15 protein-coding genes are annotated in these 16933 nt (G+C 67.0%); 8 read left to right on the top strand and 7 right to left on the bottom strand.

Annotation, left to right across the window (positions count from 1 at the left end):
- Positions 1-2: 2 nt before the first annotated feature.
- The 6 genes from fdhD (at position 3) to ACFC0O_RS09680 (ending at position 4182) form a co-directional block, all read left to right on the top strand.
- Positions 3-815: a formate dehydrogenase accessory sulfurtransferase FdhD gene (gene fdhD, locus ACFC0O_RS09655; RefSeq protein ID WP_375955295.1), complete on the top strand. Its 813-nt coding sequence runs from the start codon at positions 3-5 to the stop codon at positions 813-815.
- Between the two features lie 101 nt (positions 816-916).
- The gene (locus ACFC0O_RS09660; protein WP_375955297.1) at positions 917-1291 is read left to right on the top strand and encodes a nuclear transport factor 2 family protein; all 375 of its coding nucleotides are present in this window, start codon (positions 917-919) and stop codon (positions 1289-1291) included.
- A gap of 82 nt (positions 1292-1373) precedes the next feature.
- A complete protein-coding gene (locus ACFC0O_RS09665) occupies positions 1374-1925 on the top strand; it encodes a hypothetical protein (protein WP_364629507.1) in 552 nt (183 codons plus the stop codon).
- Positions 1926-1931: 6 nt separating this feature from the next.
- Entirely contained in the window at positions 1932-2159 is a 228-nt protein-coding gene (locus ACFC0O_RS09670) for a hypothetical protein (RefSeq protein WP_375955300.1), read from the top strand.
- Between the two features lie 25 nt (positions 2160-2184).
- Entirely contained in the window at positions 2185-2754 is a 570-nt protein-coding gene (locus ACFC0O_RS09675; protein WP_375955302.1) for a carboxymuconolactone decarboxylase family protein, read from the top strand.
- A gap of 45 nt (positions 2755-2799) precedes the next feature.
- Positions 2800-4182, top strand: coding sequence for an ATP-binding protein (locus tag ACFC0O_RS09680; RefSeq protein ID WP_375955304.1), 1383 nt, complete (start codon positions 2800-2802; stop codon positions 4180-4182).
- Positions 4183-4197: 15 nt separating this feature from the next.
- Here ACFC0O_RS09680 and ACFC0O_RS09685 read toward each other — a convergent pair whose 3' ends face one another.
- The 6 genes from ACFC0O_RS09685 to ACFC0O_RS09710 form a co-directional block, all read right to left on the bottom strand.
- Positions 4198-5112, bottom strand: coding sequence for a DUF389 domain-containing protein (locus ACFC0O_RS09685; RefSeq protein ID WP_375955306.1), 915 nt, complete (start codon positions 5110-5112; stop codon positions 4198-4200).
- Positions 5113-5313: 201 nt separating this feature from the next.
- Complete coding sequence (clpX, locus tag ACFC0O_RS09690; RefSeq protein WP_364629498.1) at positions 5314-6594, bottom strand: ATP-dependent Clp protease ATP-binding subunit ClpX; 1281 nt, start codon at positions 6592-6594, stop codon at positions 5314-5316.
- A gap of 267 nt (positions 6595-6861) precedes the next feature.
- Complete coding sequence (locus ACFC0O_RS09695; protein WP_364629495.1) at positions 6862-7539, bottom strand: ATP-dependent Clp protease proteolytic subunit; 678 nt, start codon at positions 7537-7539, stop codon at positions 6862-6864.
- Positions 7540-7572: 33 nt separating this feature from the next.
- Positions 7573-8154, bottom strand: a complete 582-nt coding sequence (locus ACFC0O_RS09700) for an ATP-dependent Clp protease proteolytic subunit (protein ID WP_364629492.1) — start codon at positions 8152-8154, stop codon at positions 7573-7575.
- A gap of 151 nt (positions 8155-8305) precedes the next feature.
- Positions 8306-9700, bottom strand: coding sequence for a trigger factor (gene tig, locus ACFC0O_RS09705; protein WP_375955309.1), 1395 nt, complete (start codon positions 9698-9700; stop codon positions 8306-8308).
- A 171-nt stretch (positions 9701-9871) separates the two neighbouring features.
- Positions 9872-10432 (bottom strand): FKBP-type peptidyl-prolyl cis-trans isomerase, encoded by a 561-nt coding sequence (locus ACFC0O_RS09710; RefSeq protein ID WP_375955311.1) that lies wholly within the window; start codon positions 10430-10432, stop codon positions 9872-9874.
- A 181-nt stretch (positions 10433-10613) separates the two neighbouring features.
- Here ACFC0O_RS09710 and ACFC0O_RS09715 point away from each other — a divergent pair, with 181 nt between their 5' ends.
- Positions 10614-12209 carry a 3' terminal RNA ribose 2'-O-methyltransferase Hen1 gene (locus tag ACFC0O_RS09715; RefSeq protein ID WP_375955313.1) on the top strand — a complete coding sequence of 532 codons (1596 nt, stop codon included), beginning with the start codon at positions 10614-10616 and terminating at the stop codon, positions 12207-12209.
- Positions 12209-14785 (top strand): polynucleotide kinase-phosphatase, encoded by a 2577-nt coding sequence (locus ACFC0O_RS09720; RefSeq protein WP_375955314.1) that lies wholly within the window; start codon positions 12209-12211, stop codon positions 14783-14785. The genes ACFC0O_RS09715 and ACFC0O_RS09720 overlap by 1 nt, the downstream gene beginning before the upstream one ends.
- 113 nt (positions 14786-14898) lie before the next feature.
- Here ACFC0O_RS09720 and ACFC0O_RS09725 read toward each other — a convergent pair whose 3' ends face one another.
- Positions 14899-16896, bottom strand: a complete 1998-nt coding sequence (locus ACFC0O_RS09725) for an ArnT family glycosyltransferase (RefSeq protein WP_375955316.1) — start codon at positions 16894-16896, stop codon at positions 14899-14901.
- Between the last annotated feature and the right edge of the window lie 37 nt (positions 16897-16933).

The following is a 16933-nucleotide window of genomic DNA, read 5'->3' on the forward strand; positions in this document are numbered from 1 at the left end:
TCGTGAGCCGAGTAACCGCCCGCCGCCGCACCCTGCGCATCTCCCCGACCGGTGTGATCGACCGGCCCGACACCCTCGCGGTGGAGGAGCCGCTCGAAATCCGCACCGGCGGTGAGTCTTTGACCGTCACCATGCGCACGCCCGGCGCGGATATCGATCTGATCCACGGTTTCCTGTTCAGCGAGGGCATCATCGCCACCGCCGAGGACATCGTCACCGCCCGCTACTGCGCCGGAACCGATGAGAACGGCCAGAACACCTACAACGTGCTCGACGTCCAGTTCCGCCGGCCGGTCGAGGTGCGCCCGCGCAATTTCCTCACCAACAGCGCCTGCGGCCTCTGCGGTAAGACCGCGCTGGACGAGGTGCGCACCCTGACCCGGCATCCCATCCCCGCCGACGGCGTCGAGGTCAAGCCGAGCGTGCTCGCCACGCTGCCCACCGAACTCCGTTCCCGCCAGGTGCTTTTCGATGCCACCGGCGGCCTGCACGGCGCGGGCCTGTTCACCCTCGACGGTGAAGCGCTGGTGGTGCGCGAGGATGTGGGCCGCCACAATGCCGTGGACAAGGTGATCGGCTGGGCGGTGCGCGAAAACCGCGTTCCCGCACACGATCTCATGCTCATGGTCTCGGGGCGCGCCTCCTTCGAACTGGTGCAGAAGGCCGTCATGGCGGGTATCCCGCTGCTCGGCGCGGTCTCGGCCCCGAGCTCGCTCGCCGTGGACCTGGCCGCCGAATCCGACCTCACCCTGGTCGGCTTCCTGCGCGGTGAATCCATGAACGTGTACACCGCCACCCGCCGCATCGCCGTCTGATCCGGAGCGAGTTCCGCAGAGTGGGGCTGACGGGGGCGCGCGAGCCCGGTCGGCTGCTACTCTCCGACCTAGAACACGTTTCAATTCTTATGGGAGATGCCATGGCAGCGCAGGTTCGCGATGTGGTCGAGCAGTATGTGAAATTGGTGGCCAGCGGGCCGACCGACGACATCGTGCAGCTGTACGCCGCCGATGCCGTGGTGGAGGATCCGGTCGGCAGTGAGCCGCGCAAGGGCCATGAATCCATTCGCGAGATGTACGCCGCGCTCGAGCATATGCAGAACAAGACCACCGAACTGCTCGATATCAAGGTCGCGGGCAAGCATGCCGCCGTATCGTTCACGCTGGTGGGCGGTTTCGGCGATCAGCAGATGACGCTCTCGCCCATCGACATCATGGAATTCGACGATGAGGGCAAGATCGTCCTCATGCGCGCCTATTGGGGACCGGACAATATGGCCATGGGTCCCGCCTAGTCACACCGGGCCGCTTGCCCCCTTCCGATTGCCGAATTACGGTGTCAGCACTGAATGATTCGGCAACGGAACGGGAGGGCCGATGCGAATCTCCTTGCACGGCAGCGAGAACGGCATCCGGGTGCGCATGCGCCTGGAAATCAACCGGCGACGCTGGCTGGCATTGCAGATCATGCTCGGAATTTTGGCGCTACAGGGGCTGATCGTTGGCGCCTGGGCGGTCTTCGCGCCGCACTCCTGGTACACCAGCTTCCCCGGCTTCGGAATGCGCTGGATCGCCGTCGACGGCCCGTACAACCATCACCTGGCCTCCGATGTCGGCGCGTTCTTCCTGGGCGCGGCCGCGGTCACCTGCGCCGCGCTGTGGTTCATGGACAGTCTGCTGGCGCGCGCCGCGGGACTCGGCTGGCTCGTCTTCGGCGTCCCGCACCTGATCTATCACACCTTCCACCGGCCCGATGCGATGAGCACGGTCAGCTTCACGCTCAGCGTGATCGCCGCCATCGTGCTGCCCGCCCTGGGCCTGGCCTGCATTCTGGTCGCCCCGCGCGAACGCCGCCCGATTCCGGAGCCCGCGCCGTTCACCCTGAAATTCCCGCGTCGCTCCCGGTCGGGATCGCGTCCGCCGCGATGAATTTCGGTGGCCCGCACCGTCGTAACAGGTGAAGAGCGAGCGCCGATTTTCAAGCAAAGGGATAAAGGTTCAACGGCGAACCACGGGGAGTCAACGGCGATTCCCGGGCCGGGCGCGATCGATTCGTCGATCGTCACCGATTCCATACATATCGACCGGTATTCGGGGTGGAGTGAGCTGGTTCACAGCCCGCTGAGCGTCACGTTCGACGGCGGTCTCTCGTCCAAGGGATAGCACCCGCGGATCGAAGGAGACCACCATGGGCGTCACCCGCATCCCCGTCGTCGGCCCGAAGCAGGCCGGACCGCTGACCCGAATCCTGTACTGGTACATGAAGCGCCGCTTCGGCGAGGTGCCGGAACCATTCACCGTTTCCGCCAATCATCCCCGGCTGTTCCTAGCCGCCTCCATCCACGAGGGATTGGTCGAACGCGCCAGTACGATGCTCCCGGCGAATATCCGCGAGATCGCGGTCTATCAGGTGGCGCGCACGGTCGGCTGCTCCTGGTGCGTGGATTTCGGCACCATGCTCATGCGCTTGGACGACCTCGATATCGACAAGCTCCGCCATATCGAGGACTTCCGGACCAACCCGGCCTATAGCAAGGACGAACGCGCGGCCATCGCCTACGCCGATGCCGTCACCGCCACCCCGCCCACCGTCACCGACGAACAGGTCGCCGATCTCCGGAATCGCTTCGGCCCCAAGGGCGTCATGGAATTGACCTATCAGATCGCGCTGGAGAACTCCCGCGCCCGCGCCTATCACGCGCTCGGCATCACCGATCAGGGCTTCAGCCGGGATTCCTGCCGGGTGCCCTGGGCCTGACCGCAATTGATAGCTATGCATTAGCCAGTGTGTCAGGATCGGATCATGCCAGCCGATTCCGCAGCACTGTCCGCCCGCTCCGACGATGGCCGCTCATTCATCGTCGGAGACGCGGCCGGTAGCGCGTTCGTCGCCGGATCGCTCATCGTGATCGTCGGCGGTAATGGCCGCAGACAGCTCGCGCTGGTCGAGGAACGCTCCGAGACCACACCCGTGCGATTGCGCGGACGACTGGTCGGCGAACTCGGCGCGGACGGGATCGACACCCGCGCCAGCCACGCCTTCGAGCGCGGCAGCATCGAGGCGGCCGACGCGCGGACCGTCCAGGCGCTGCACGACACCACCGGGGCGGTGCTCGAGGTGGGCGTCAACCTCACCGAGCCGGGCGGACCGGCGCGACTGCTCCCGCAGCGATTCAACCGGCACACCTTCTGGTGCGGGCAGAGCGGTTCGGGCAAGACCTATGCGCTCGGCGTCGTGCTCGAACAGCTCATCGCGCACACCGCGCTGCCGGTGGTGATCTTCGATCCGAACTCGGACTTCATCCGACTCGGGGAACTGCACCCCGACGCGGACGGCCGTACCGCGGATGCGCTGCGGCAGCGCGATATTCGCGTACTGCGACCGCACGCGGGGCCGGGATCGCGCCTGCGAGCGGCCTTCCTCGGTATGCCGCTCACCTCGAAAGCCGCCATCCTGCACCTGGATCCGGTCGCGGACCGGGAGGAGTTCAACGAGCTCATCCACCTGCGCACCCTCATCGAATCCGGTGAACTCTTCGATATCCTTCCCACCATGCTGGCCTCGGACAGTCCGGTTCAGCGCCGCCTCGCCCAGCGGGTGGAGAATCTGGGCCTGCTGGACTGGGAGGTCTGGGCCGGACGGGACGCCCCGGTCACCGAGATCGTCGACACCCGCCCCGATGTGACCGTGCTCGATCTCGGCGGATTCTCCACTCCCGAACAACAATTGGTGGTCGCACTGGCACTGCTGGATGATCTCTGGGCGCGCCGCGAGGAACGCCGGCCGGTGCTGCTGGTCATCGACGAGGCCCACAATCTCGCGTCCCCGCACCTGGATTCGCCCATCGCCGTCGCGGTGCGCGAACGCCTCATCCAAATCGCCGCGGAGGGCCGGAAATTCGGCCTCTGGCTGCTGCTTTCCACCCAGCGCCCCTCGAAAGTGCACCCGGGCATCCTGTCCCAATGCGACAACCTCGCGCTCATGAAGATGACTTCCCCCGCCGACCTGGACGAACTCGGCACCTACTTCGGGTACGCCCCCACCGCGCTGCTCGAACGCTCACCATGGTTCCGTCAGGGCGAGGCCCTGTTCGCGGGCGGCTTCGCCCCCACCCCGTCGCTGGTCAAGGTCCGCACCCGCCTGACCCGCGAGGGCGGCGGCGATGTGCGCGTACCACTGCGCTGAGCTCGACGAAACAAGTCAACCGCGCCGGGTCGCGCGCGGCCGCAACAGCAGCACCGCGACTCCGGCCAGCACGATGCCCGCCAGATTGATGGCGAGCTGGGCGATCGAACTCCCCGCCACATGCCATTTGCCCGCGATGGCCGCCACCACCGCCAACCCGGCGGCGGGGACCGTGGTCACCGAGATGAATACGCCCACCAGCACCGCCGAGGTCGAGGTCACCAGCGCCAGCATGCCCGCCGCACCGGCCAGCAGCGCCACGACCAGCGAGAACGGGCCGACTTCGTAGATGAAGTCGAAATTGCGGGCGTTCTCCACATCCGCCACCCCGATCCAGCCGAGCCGGATCCACAGCAGCGTCGCCGCGCCCGTGACCAGCATGGCCGCCGGGAAGGAGAGCGCCAGCGTGCGCAGCGAGCGCCGGATCAACTGCCGGTCGCGGCGCACCAGCCCCACCGAAAGCGCTGCGAGAGGCTGGAATTCGGGGCCGACCACCATCGCGCCGACCAGCGTCAGCGGTGACGCCGTGGTGACGCCGACGGCCGACAGCAGGAACGCGATGGTCAGGAAGGCGAAGAAGGTCGGGGTCAGCTCCGACGCCCGATGCACCTGATTGCGAATCTGCTCCCACACCACCGACTCGTCCGCACGGCCGGGTGCGGCCCGTTCCGCCCGCAGCGCGGCGGCCGAGAGCACCGTCCCCGTCGCGTCGAGCGTAATCGCGCCCAGCTCAACCAGATCCAGTGCCCGCAGCGCGACGATCAGCTCATCCGCGATGGCCCGCGAGACATCGGCCTCGATCAGATCGCCCGCCGGTGCCACGGCCGCGCCGCGCAGCACGCTCACATTGGTGGACGCCGGTTCGGCCGCGAGCACTTCCAGCACTCGATCGGTTCGGGCGGCCGGGCAGATCACTCGCAGATGCAGCACCGCATCGCCTCCTTCGCAGCCGAAGTCACCCGCGCGTGGACCGGGCCTGCCGGTCGCCACCCGCGTAACCGCGGGTAAGCGGCAGCACTCAGTGATCGTGGCACAGCGTTCGCGGGAATCGCGGAATCGCCATTCGGTGACGCGGACACAAAACGGCCCCGCGAGAGGTGGTCTCGCGGGGCCGGCTGCGGATTGTGCGGGTTACGCCGACTTCTCGCGGCGCTCCGGGGACTGACGCTTGCGCGGCACGATGGTCGGCAGCACATTGTCGTTCACGGTGTCGGCGTTGACGACGACCTTGGCGACATCGTCGCGGCTGGGGATGTCGTACATGACCGGGAGCAGGACTTCCTCCATGATGGCGCGCAGGCCACGGGCGCCGGTACCGCGCAGGATCGCCTGATCCGCAACGGCTTCCAGTGCGTCCTGGGTGAATTCCAGGTCGACGCCGTCCATTTCGAAGAGGCGCACGTACTGCTTGACCAGTGCGTTCTTCGGCTGGGCCAGAATGCGGACGAGAGATTCCTTGTCCAGGTTGGTGACCGAGGCGACGATCGGCAGACGGCCGATGAACTCGGGGATCAGACCGAACTTGATCAGATCCTCGGGCATCACCTCGGCGAAGTGATCGGCGGTGTCGATCTCGGACTTCGAGCGCACCTCGGCGCCGAAACCGATGCCGCGCTTACCGACTCGATCCTGAACGATCCGCTCCAGACCCGCGAACGCACCGGCAACGATGAAAAGCACGTTGGTGGTGTCGATCTGGATGAATTCCTGATGCGGATGCTTGCGACCGCCCTGCGGCGGCACCGAAGCCTGGGTGCCCTCGAGAATCTTGAGCAGCGCCTGCTGTACGCCCTCACCGGAGACATCGCGGGTGATGGACGGGTTCTCCGACTTGCGGGCGATCTTGTCGACCTCGTCGATGTAGATGATGCCGGTCTCGGCGCGCTTGACGTCGTAATCCGCGGCCTGGATCAGCTTCAGCAGGATGTTCTCGACATCCTCACCGACATAACCGGCTTCGGTGAGCGCGGTGGCGTCGGCGATGGCGAACGGCACGTTCAGCATCTTGGCCAGCGTCTGCGCCAGATAGGTCTTACCGCAGCCGGTCGGGCCGAGCATGAGGATATTGGACTTCATCAACTCGACCGATTCGCCTCGGGAGTCGCGGCCCTTATCGCCGGCCTGAATTCGCTTGTAGTGGTTGTACACAGCGACAGCCAGGGTTCTCTTCGCGGCGTCCTGCCCGATCACGTACTGCTCGAGGAAGTCGCGGATTTCCGCGGGCTTCGGCAGCTCATCGAGTTTGACCTCGCTGCTTTCAGCGAGCTCCTCCTCGATGATCTCGTTGCACAGATCGATGCACTCGTCGCAGATGTACACCCCTGGTCCCGCAATGAGCTTCTTGACCTGCTTCTGACTCTTCCCACAGAAAGAGCACTTGAGCAGATCGCCGCCATCACCGATGCGCGCCATCTCCTGGGTCCCTACTTCCTTGTCCGCGTGCAACCATCTATCCCGGCTGCCGGCGAAGTGCCACCTATAAAGCGTATGCCGCCCCCGGCGATTGCGGGTACGGCCGGTGCGGCGGGTGCCGACAACCACGAGCAAAGGTCCCTAGAGTGACCGTACCCGTTATCCGCGACCGAGGTCGACAACTTGGGCACGTTTCTCATCGGACATGTGCGTGGACTCACCCCTGTCCGGGTGGCGGAGACGCACCGGCCCCGCCACCCGCCCACTTCACTTCTGTGCGCTGAGCTTGCGGTACTGGAACACCGTGTCGACGATTCCGTACTCCTTCGCCTCTTCGGCGGTGAGAATCTTGTCGCGATCGGTGTCCTTGCGGATGGTGTCCGCGTCCTTACCGGTGTGCCGTGCCAGCGTGGTCTCCATGAGACGGCGCATGCGCTCGATCTCGGCGGCCTGGATCTCCAGATCCGAGACCTGACCCTGGATACCGCCCGAGGTCGACGGCTGGTGGATCAGCACGCGGGCGTTCGGCAGCGCGGCGCGCTTACCGGGGGCGCCGGCGGCCAGCAGCACGGCGGCGGCCGAGGCGGCCTGACCCAGGCAGACGGTCACGACATCGGCGCGCACGTACTGCATGGTGTCGTAGATGGCCATCAGCGCGGTGAACGAGCCACCGGGCGAGTTGATGTACATGGTGATGTCGCGGTCCGGATCCTGCGACTCCAGCACCAGCAGCTGCGCCATGATGTCATTCGCGGAGATGTCGTCGACCTGGTTGCCCAGGAAGATGATTCGCTCCTCGAACAGCTTGTTGTACGGGTCCGAGGTCTTGACGCCGTAGGTGGTCTGCTCGGTGAACTGGGGCAGGATGTAGCGCGCCTGCGGCAGCGAGGCACCGGCCGCCGCGAAGGTGATGCCCGCGGACCGCGGGTCGAACGTACTCGACATATGCGTCTCCAAAGTCTGTGTGGTGGGCGGTGATTAAGCGCCGTTGGCCTGGCGCGCGTGCGTGATCACCTGGTCGATGAAGCCGTACTCGAGCGCTTCCGTCGGGGTGAACCAGCGGTCGCGGTCGGCGTCCTCGGTGACCTGCTCCACGGACTTGCCGGTGTGCAGCGCCTGCAGCTGATTCAATTCGCGCTTGGTGTAGGCGAACTGCTCGGCCTGGATGGCGATATCGGAGGCCGAACCACCGATACCGGCGGACGGCTGGTGCATCATGATCCGCGAGTGCGGCAGCGCGAAACGCTTGCCCTTGGCGCCCGCGGCGAGCAGGAACTGACCCATGGACGCGGCCAAACCCATACCGACCGTGCGGATATCGCATTCGGCGAACTGCATGGTGTCGTAAATGGCCATACCCGCGGTGACCGATCCACCCGGCGAGTTGATGTAGAGCGAGATGTCCTTTTCCGGATCCTCGGCCGACAGCAGCAGGATCTGAGCGCACAGCTTGTTGGCGATGTCGTCGTCCACCTGGCTGCCCAGGAAGATGATGCGCTCGCGCAGCAGGCGCTCGTACACCGAATCACTGAGGTTCAGACCAGCAGTCGCGGATGTCATATGCACCCCTGCCTGATTGATTGTCACGGATACCTGCCCTCTCTCACCGGCTCGGTCCCACCAAGCCCCTACTGATTCGCTGACACAGACACTAACGAAGCAGGGCGGCACCGAACTCCCGGTACCGCCCTGCTTCGCTCACAGCGCAAACTTACTTGGCCTCGGCCTCGGTGGCATCGGCGACCTCGGCGAGCTCTTCGGCGGAGATCTCCTCGGCCTCTTCGGCCGGGTTGCCGAACATTTCCGCGGTGTCGACCGCATTGCCCGCGGTATCGGTGACGGTGGCCTGGACCACCACACCCGCGAGGGCCTTACCGCGGCGCACATCGGCGAAGACCGCGCCCAGCTGACCGGCCTGCTGGATCTGCTGGATGAACTGATCGGGCGACATGCCGTAGCGCTGCGCCTGGAAGATGATCCGCTCGTACAGCTCGTCCTGGCCGACCTGGGTGTTCTCCGCCTCGGCGACGGCGTCCAGGAGCAGCTGGGTCTTGACCGACTTCTCGGCCGACTCCTTGGTGTCCTTGTCGAACTCCTCGCGGGAGGAGCCCTGCGCCTCGAGCGCCTCGGCCAGCTTGGCCTCGTCGTGGTCGAAACCGTGCACGGCGTCGTGCAGCACGGCGTCGATCTCGGCCTGGACGACCTTCTCGGGCAGCGGGATCTCGACGGTCTCGAGCAGGTTCTCGAGCACCTTGTCGCGGATGGCGCCGGCCTGCTCGACCTTCTTGGAGCGCTCGACGCGGCCCTTGAGGTCTTCCTTCAGCTCGTCGATGGTGTCGAATTCGCTTGCCAGCTGGGCGAATTCGTCATCGGCCTCGGGCAGCTCGCGCTCCTTGACCGACTGCACGGTCACGGTGATGACGGCTTCCTTGCCCGCATGCTCACCGGCGACCAGCTTGGAGGTGAAGTCCTTGGACTCGCTCGCCTTGAGGCCGATCAGGGTCTCGTCGAGGCCCTCGATGAGCTGGCCGGAGCCGACCTCGTGCGAAAGACCGGTGGTGGAGGCCTCTTCGACCTCGGCGCCGTCGACGGTGGCCGACAGGTCGATGGAGACGAAGTCGCCGTCGGCGATCTCGCGCTCGACCGCGGTCAGGGTGCCGAAGCGCTGACGCAGCGAGGTGAGCTGCTCCTCGATGTCCTTGTCCTCGACCTCGATCGGATCAACCGTGACGGCGATCGCGGAGAAGTCGGGGAGGGTGATCTCCGGGCGGACGTCGACCTCGGCGGTGAACGCCAGCTCTTCGCCGTCCTCGATCTTGGTGATCTCGATCTCCGGCTGGCCGATGACCTTGACCTCGGTGGCGATCACGGCATCGCTGTAGCGCTTGGGGAGGACGTCATTGACGACCTGCTCCAGCACGGCGCCGCGGCCGACGCGGGCCTCGATCAGCTTCGCGGGCGCCTTGCCCGGACGGAAGCCGGGGATGCGGATCTGCCCTGCGAGCGCCTTGTATGCCTTGTCGAAATCCGGCTTCAGCTCCTCGAAGGGCACCTCGACGTTAATCCGGACCCGGGTCGGGCTCAGCTGCTCGACGGTGCTCTTCACGGACATGCTCCTTGTTCGTTCGTGGAATGATGTTCATTCCCCCCACAGGCATCCCGACCAGGTTAGTCGACGGTCGATGCGGCCTGATAACCGGTCATGGCAAAGCTCGCCGTACCGGACGGGTACGGCGTCCCGGCCGTCGCAACCCCCTGGTGGACGGCCTTCGGTCAGCTAACCGACCTTGACGGCGTCGGTCACGAAGACCAGCGTCTCGTACGGCTTCATACCGCGGCCACCCGCGCCGTAACCCAGGTCCGGCGGCACGATCAGCAGGCGGCGCGCGCCCTGCTGCACGCCGACCAGGCCCTGATCCCAGCCCTTGATGACCTCGCCCGCGCCGAGGGTCAGCGCGAAGGGCTCACCGCGATCGAAGGAGCTGTCCAGCTTCTTCTTATCGGACCAGGTGAGCAGGGTGTAGTTCATGGTCAGCTTCTGACCGGCCTGCGCGCCCGGGCCGCTGCCCGGGGTGAGGTCCTTGGTGATCAGCGTCTTGGGCGGATCACAGCTGTCCGGGATGGTGATGGTCGGGGCCGTGCCGAAACCGCCGTCGACCTTGATGTCGTCGGCGGTGCACTCGCGGCCCTTCGACGCGGTCTGCGCCGCGGCCGGGGAGGTGGCCTTGGCCGTGGTCGTCGCGGCCGCCTTGGTGTCATCGCCACTGCCGCAGCCCGCCATCAACAGCACCGCCGCCGCCACCGCACCGATCACACCGGCTTTGCCCGCAACGCGCATTCCCGCTCCTCGCACCGAATCACCCGACGCCGCACGGCGTGCGGCACCGGGCCGAAACTACACGGTTGTCCCGAATTCCGGCGTCGAGGCCCAACACGACGCGGGTTCGCGGGAATAGCGGCCGGGTAGATGAACGGAAATGTGTTTGCCCGGTTTGTCGAGGTACGGAAGCATTCGACGGGTGCTGCTGACGATTACCTGTACCCGACCCGATGACGCCGAATGGGCGGCGAGCGAGCTGGGATATCTGCTGCACAAGAACCCCGGCAAGGTGCAGACGTTCGAACAGTCCTACGGGGTGGCGCATGTGCTCTATCCCGAGGCCGATGCCGATCGCTGCACCGCCGCGCTACTGCTGGAGATCGATCCGGTCCGGCTGGTGCGCGGAAAGACCAAGGGGGTAACGGAATTCAGCCTCGGCCAGTATGTGAACGATCGGCCGTACGCGGCGTCATCGCTGCTGTCCGTCGCCATCTCGTCGGTATTCGGCTCCGCGCTGCACGGGCGGTGCGCGCAGCGGCCGGAACTGGCGGAGACCGCGCTGCCGCTGCGCATCGAACTGCCCGCGGTGCCGTGCAAGGGCGGGGCCGAGGCCGCCGAACAGGTCTTCGGGCCGCTCGGGTGGACGGTGCGGGCCACTCCCCTGCCGCTGGATCCGGCCTTCCCGGAATGGGGTGACTCGCACTATCTGCGGCTGGAATTGACCGGCACGCTTCGGCTTTCGGACGCCCTGTCGCACCTGTACGTGCTGCTGCCCGTGCTCGACGGCAGCAAGCACTACTTCCTGGACACCGCGGAGATCGACAAACTGCTGCGCTTCGGCGCGGGCTGGCTCAACACCCATCCGGCGCGGGATTGGATCACCCGGCGCTATCTGGCGCGGCGGCACTCGCTGGTGCGCGCGGCGCTGGCGCGGCTGGCCGAACTGGACGATCTCGAACCAGAGTCGTTCGGTGCGGTGGACGTCAATATCGACGACCTCGCGCGGGAAGTGGCAGCGGCCACAGCGGAAGCCGCTGCCGCCGTACTGTCCGAGGAAGACGAATCCCGCGGCACCGCAACCGATGTCATCGTGGAGGCGGACGCCTCGAGCGATACGGGTACGACCGGCAGCACCGCGGCATCCGCCGATCCGATCGTGGCCGATGCGCCGGTGCAGTCGCTCGCGGTAATGCGGCGGGCGGCGGTGCTCCAGGCGCTGCGGTCCACGGGGGCACAGCGGGTGCTGGATCTCGGATGCGGAGAAGGCGCGCTGCTGCGCGAGCTGGTGGCGGAGAAGTCGTTCAATGAGATTGTCGGCGTTGATGTCTCGGTTCGATCATTGCGAATCGCGGAGCGCCGGATGCGACGGCTGCCGGAATGGCAGACGCGCCGGGTGGCGCTGCGGCAGGGGGCGCTGACCTATACCGACGCCTCGCTGCGCGGATACGACGCGGCGGTGCTCATGGAGGTCATCGAACATGTCGACCTGCCTCGACTGAACGCGTTGGAGCAGGCCGTATTCGGTGCCGCCGCACCCGGTGCGGTGATCGTGACGACGCCCAACGGGGAGTACAACGCGCTCTACGAGGGCATGGCGGACGGCGCTTTCCGGCACAGCGATCACCGATTCGAATGGAGCCGAGCCGAATTCGGTGACTGGGCGGCCCGAGTCGGCGAAACCTATGGCTATCGGGTGCGATTCGAGCCCGTCGGGATACCCGACGAGGAGCTCGGCCCGCCCACGCAGATGGCGGTCTTCACCAGGGCCGCGAATGATGAGAAGGGAGCGGCGTAATGGCTGAGCTCTCCATTCCCGAACTGTGCCTGGTCGTGCTGATCGGCAGTACCGGATCGGGTAAATCCACCTTCGCGCGCAAGCATTTCCGCGAGACGGCGATCGTGTCCTCCGATGCCTGCCGCGGCATCGTCAGCGATGACGAGAACGATCAGGCGGCCACGCCCGACGCGTTCGCGCTGCTGCATCACATCGCCGGTGTCCGGCTGCGGCGCGGGCTGCGCACCGTCATCGACGCCACCAATGTGCAGCCCAAGGCGCGGCAGGAATTGATCGAGCTGGCGCGGGCGCACGATGTGCTGCCGGTGGCGATCGTGCTGGATGTGCCCGAGCGGGAATGCGCGGACCGCAATGCCTCCCGGCCCGATCGCGATTTCGGGCGGCATGTGGTGGCGCGGCAGCAGCGCGATCTGAAGCGAAGTCTGCGCTTCCTGGAACGCGAGGGCTTCCGGCGCGTGCACGTGCTGCACGGCACCGCCGAGATCGACGCGGCCACCATCGTGAACGAGCGGCTCTGGAACGATCGCCGCGATCTGACCGGGCCGTTCGATGTGATCGGCGATATCCACGGCTGCCGTTCCGAATTGGAGACGCTGCTGGGCGAACTCGGCTACGCGCTGACCCGCGATACCGCCGGGCGCGCGGTGGACGCGCGGCATCCGGACGGGCGCACCGCGGTATTCGTCGGCGATCTGGTCGATCGCGGTCCCGACACCCCGGGTGTGCTGCGGCTGGTCATGGGCATGGTGAAAGCCGGAAACGCGCTGTGCGTCACCGGAAACCACGAGTTCAAACTGGTGCGGGCGCTGGACGGGCGCAAGGTCAGGACCACGCACGGGCTGGCCGAATCGCTCGCGCAGCTGGACGGCGAGGATGACGAATTCCGCAAGACCGCAAGGGAATTCATGCGCGGTCTGATCAGCCACTACGTTCTGGACGAGGGCAATCTGGTGGTGGCGCACGCCGGGCTGAAGGAACAGTTCCACGGCCGCGCCTCCGGGCGGGTGCGCGAATTCGCCATGTACGGCGAATCCACCGGTGAGACAGACGAATACGGGCTGCCGGTGCGCTATCCGTGGGCCAATGACTATCGCGGCAAAGCGCTGGTGCTGTACGGGCACACGCCCATGGCCGAGCTGGTGTGGGTGAACAACACGCTCTGCCTGGATACCGGTGTGGTGTTCGGCGGGCGGCTCACCGCGCTGCGCTATCCCGAGCGCGAGCCGGTTTCCGTTCCGGCGGAACAGGTCTGGTACGAACCGACGCGACCGCTGGAGACGCCGAGCGTGGTGCCCGGCATCGGCATGGTGCATCGCGATCCGGCCGTACTGGACCTGGACGATGTGATCGGCCGCCGCGTGGTGGAGACCCGCTATCTGTCCCGGGTGAGCGTGCAGGAGGACGCGGCCAGCGCGGCGCTCGAGGTGATGAGCCGGTTCGCCATCGATCCGCGCTGGCTGGTGTACCTGCCGCCGACCATGTCACCTTGCGCCACATCGACTCTCGACGGATATCTGGAGTATCCGGCGCAGGCGTTCGAGTACTACCGCTCCGAAGGCGTCGAGACCGTGGTGTGCGAGGAGAAGCACATGGGATCGCGCGCGGTCGTGGTGCTGGCGCGCTCCGCCGACGCCGCCCGCGATCGGTTCGGCGTGAACGACGGCAGTACCGGCGCGGTGTACACCCGCACCGGGCGGCCGTTCTTCGACGATCCGGAACAGGCCGAGACGCTGCTGGCACGGGTGCGCGCCGCGGCCGAGAAGGCCGGGCTCTTCGAGGAATTGGGCACCGACTGGCTGGCCCTGGACACCGAACTGCTGCCGTGGTCGGCCAAGGCGCTGGGACTGCTGCGCAGTCAGTACGCGGCGGTCGGGGCGGCCGCCCGGGCTTCGCTGGGCGCGGCGGCCCAGGTGCTGGCCGCCGCCGGTGCGAGAGGTTTGGACGTCACCGATCTCGCCGACCGCACCCGGGACCGGGAGGCCGACGCGGCGGCCTTCACGACCGCGTACGGGCGCTACTGCTGGCCCGTGGACGGTCTCGACGGCGTGCGCCTGGCCCCGTTCCAGATCCTGGCCGCCCAGGGCGCGAATTACGCCGTGCGCGAGCACAACTGGCACCTGGAACGCATCGATCGGCTGATCGAGGCCGATCCGGAACTGTTCACCCCGACCCGGCGGGTCTCGGTCGACCTGTCCGACCCGGACAGCGAGGCCGCGGCCACCGCGTGGTGGATCGAACTCACCGCGGCGGGCGGCGAGGGCATGGTGGTCAAACCCACCGGCTCGCTGGTCACCGGATCCGGCACCCGCAGTGGGCGTCCGGTCCAGCCGGGCGTGAAATGCCGTGGCCCGGAATACCTCCGGATCATCTACGGCCCGGAATACCTGCGCCCCGCCAACCTCACCCGCCTGCGCCAGCGCGGCCTCGGCGGCAAACGCTCCCTGGCGTTGCGCGAATACGCCCTGGGCCTGGAAGCCCTGGACCGCTTCGTCACCGGCGAACCCCTCTGGCGCGTCCACGAGGCCGTCTTCGCTGTCCTGGCCCTGGAAACCGAGCCCATCGATCCGAGGCTCTAGTCCGCCACCTCGCTGAAAAGTCCCGTCATCCCGGCGTGCTCGTGGCCGGGATCCACACCGGCAGCGGGTTGACCGGTACGGGCCGGTCAACCCGGCCCGTACCGCCCCTCATATCACCCGGCCTTCGGGGTCGCGGTCAGGTCGTAGAGCGTGACCCCATCCACCTCGGTCGCGGTGTAATGATCTTTTACCCAGGCGGTGATCTTCGAACCTTCCGAGGTGCTGGAGCTGCCCGGTCCACGACTGTCACCTGCGATGAAGTAGTGAATCCTGCCCTCGGTGACGTCTTGCTGGAACTGGGCCAGGGTCGGGGAGGCGTCGCCGCCGCCGAAGCCGCCGATCGCCATGACGGGGTAGTTCGCGGCCAGCTGATAGGTCGCCGCGTTATTGGAGCTGACGGTGGCGGCCACCCAGGTGTACGACGAACCGTCCTGTTCGAGCAGAGCCAGCGTCTTGTCGCCGGGCTTCTCCTCACCGCCCATCGGACTGCCGGACGCCTGGTCGCCGCCGTGCGTACCGGGGAACTTCCCGAAGCCGGAATCGGTTTCGGGACCGGCCTTCACGATGCCGCCGGTGTGCGGCAGGCGCAGTGTTTCCACGGCGTAGGCGGTCGGCGCGGCCAGGCCGACGAAGAGCGCGGCGAATAGGGTCGCGATGGTCAGCGTGCGGCCGCCGCGCAGCAGTAGACCGGCTGCGGCGAGCACTGCTACGCCGACGATCACCCAGCGCAGCCAGGGCACGAAATCCGGTGTGCGCGAGAGCAGTACAAAAGCTGTCAGGGCGGTCAGCGCCACGCTCAGCACGAGTGTCGCTCGCACCCAAGGGCGTTCGCGGTGCGGCCACACCACGGCACCGGCGGCTGCGATGGTTCCGGCGAGCGCCGGAGCCAATGCCACCGTGTAGTACTCGTGGAAGATGCCGCCCATGAAGCTGAACACCAGCCCGGTCACCAGCCCCCAGCCACCGAGCAGCAGCAGCGCGGCGCGCTTGCCATCGGTTCGAGGTGCCTTGCCGCGCAATATGATTGCCACCACGAGCAGGATCAGCGCCGCCGGGATGAGCCAGGCGATCTGACCGCCGACGGTCTCGTTGAACAGGCGGGTGATTCCGGCCTGGCCGCCGAACGGGTGGAAGCCGCCGTGCATTTGCGGCATATCGCCGCCCGAGGCGAGATCGCCACCGGCGGCCATACCACCCGGGTCGCCGCCTGGGGTACCGCCGCCGCCGGGCTTACCGCTCCCGGAGCCGAGTCCGAGCCGGTCCAGGCCGTTGTATCCGAGGGTCAGCTCGATGATCGAATTGTTCGTGGAGCCACCGAAATACGGGCGATCGGAGGCGGGCCACAGTTGGGCGATGAGCACCCACCAGCCCGCACCCGCCACCATCGCGGCACCGGCCGCGAACAGCTGCGCGATGCGCTTGCCGAGCTTGGGCGGACCGGCGAAGAGGTAGGTGAGCGCGAGCGCGGGCAGGACCAGTCCGACCTGCAATTGCTTTGCCAGGAAACCGAATCCGACGAGCAGTCCGCACAGCACCAGCCAGCGCCAGCGGCCGTCGTCGAGCGCCCGCAGCATGGCCCATATGGCGGCGATCATCAGGAAGACCAGGAGCGCGTCCGGGTTGTTGTACCGGAACATCAGTGCCGCAACGGGAGTCACCGCGAGTGCGAGTCCGGCCAGCAGTCCGGCGTTCGCCCCGAAGTGCCGTCGCACCACCGCCCACAGCAGCGCCACCGACGCCACCCCGAGCAGCACCTGCGGGAGCAGCATGGTCCAGCTGCTGAAGCCGAATAGCCTGGCGGACAACTCCATCGGCCAGAGCGACGCCGGGGTCTTGTCGACGGTGATGGCGTTGGCCCAGTCGGAGGAGCCGAAGAAGAACGCCTTCCACGACTTCGCTCCGGACTGCACGGCCGCGGCATAGAACGAATTCGCCCACCCGCTGGCGGTCAGATTCCATAGATACGCGGCTCCGGTGCCCACCAGCAGCAGTGCGAGCCAGACGTATTCGCGCCGCAGTGGTCCGGGCGTGGTCGCCGGACGCCGACCCGCTCGCGTCGGCGCCGCGGGCGGCGCACCGCCGGACCCCGGCGCAGTAGCTGTATCGATCATGCGATCCACCCTCGCCACCGCGCCACGGCTTCAGCTG

This window comes from Nocardia sp. NPDC056100, assembly GCF_042266325.1.
Classification (GTDB): Bacteria; Actinomycetota; Actinomycetes; order Mycobacteriales; family Mycobacteriaceae; genus Nocardia.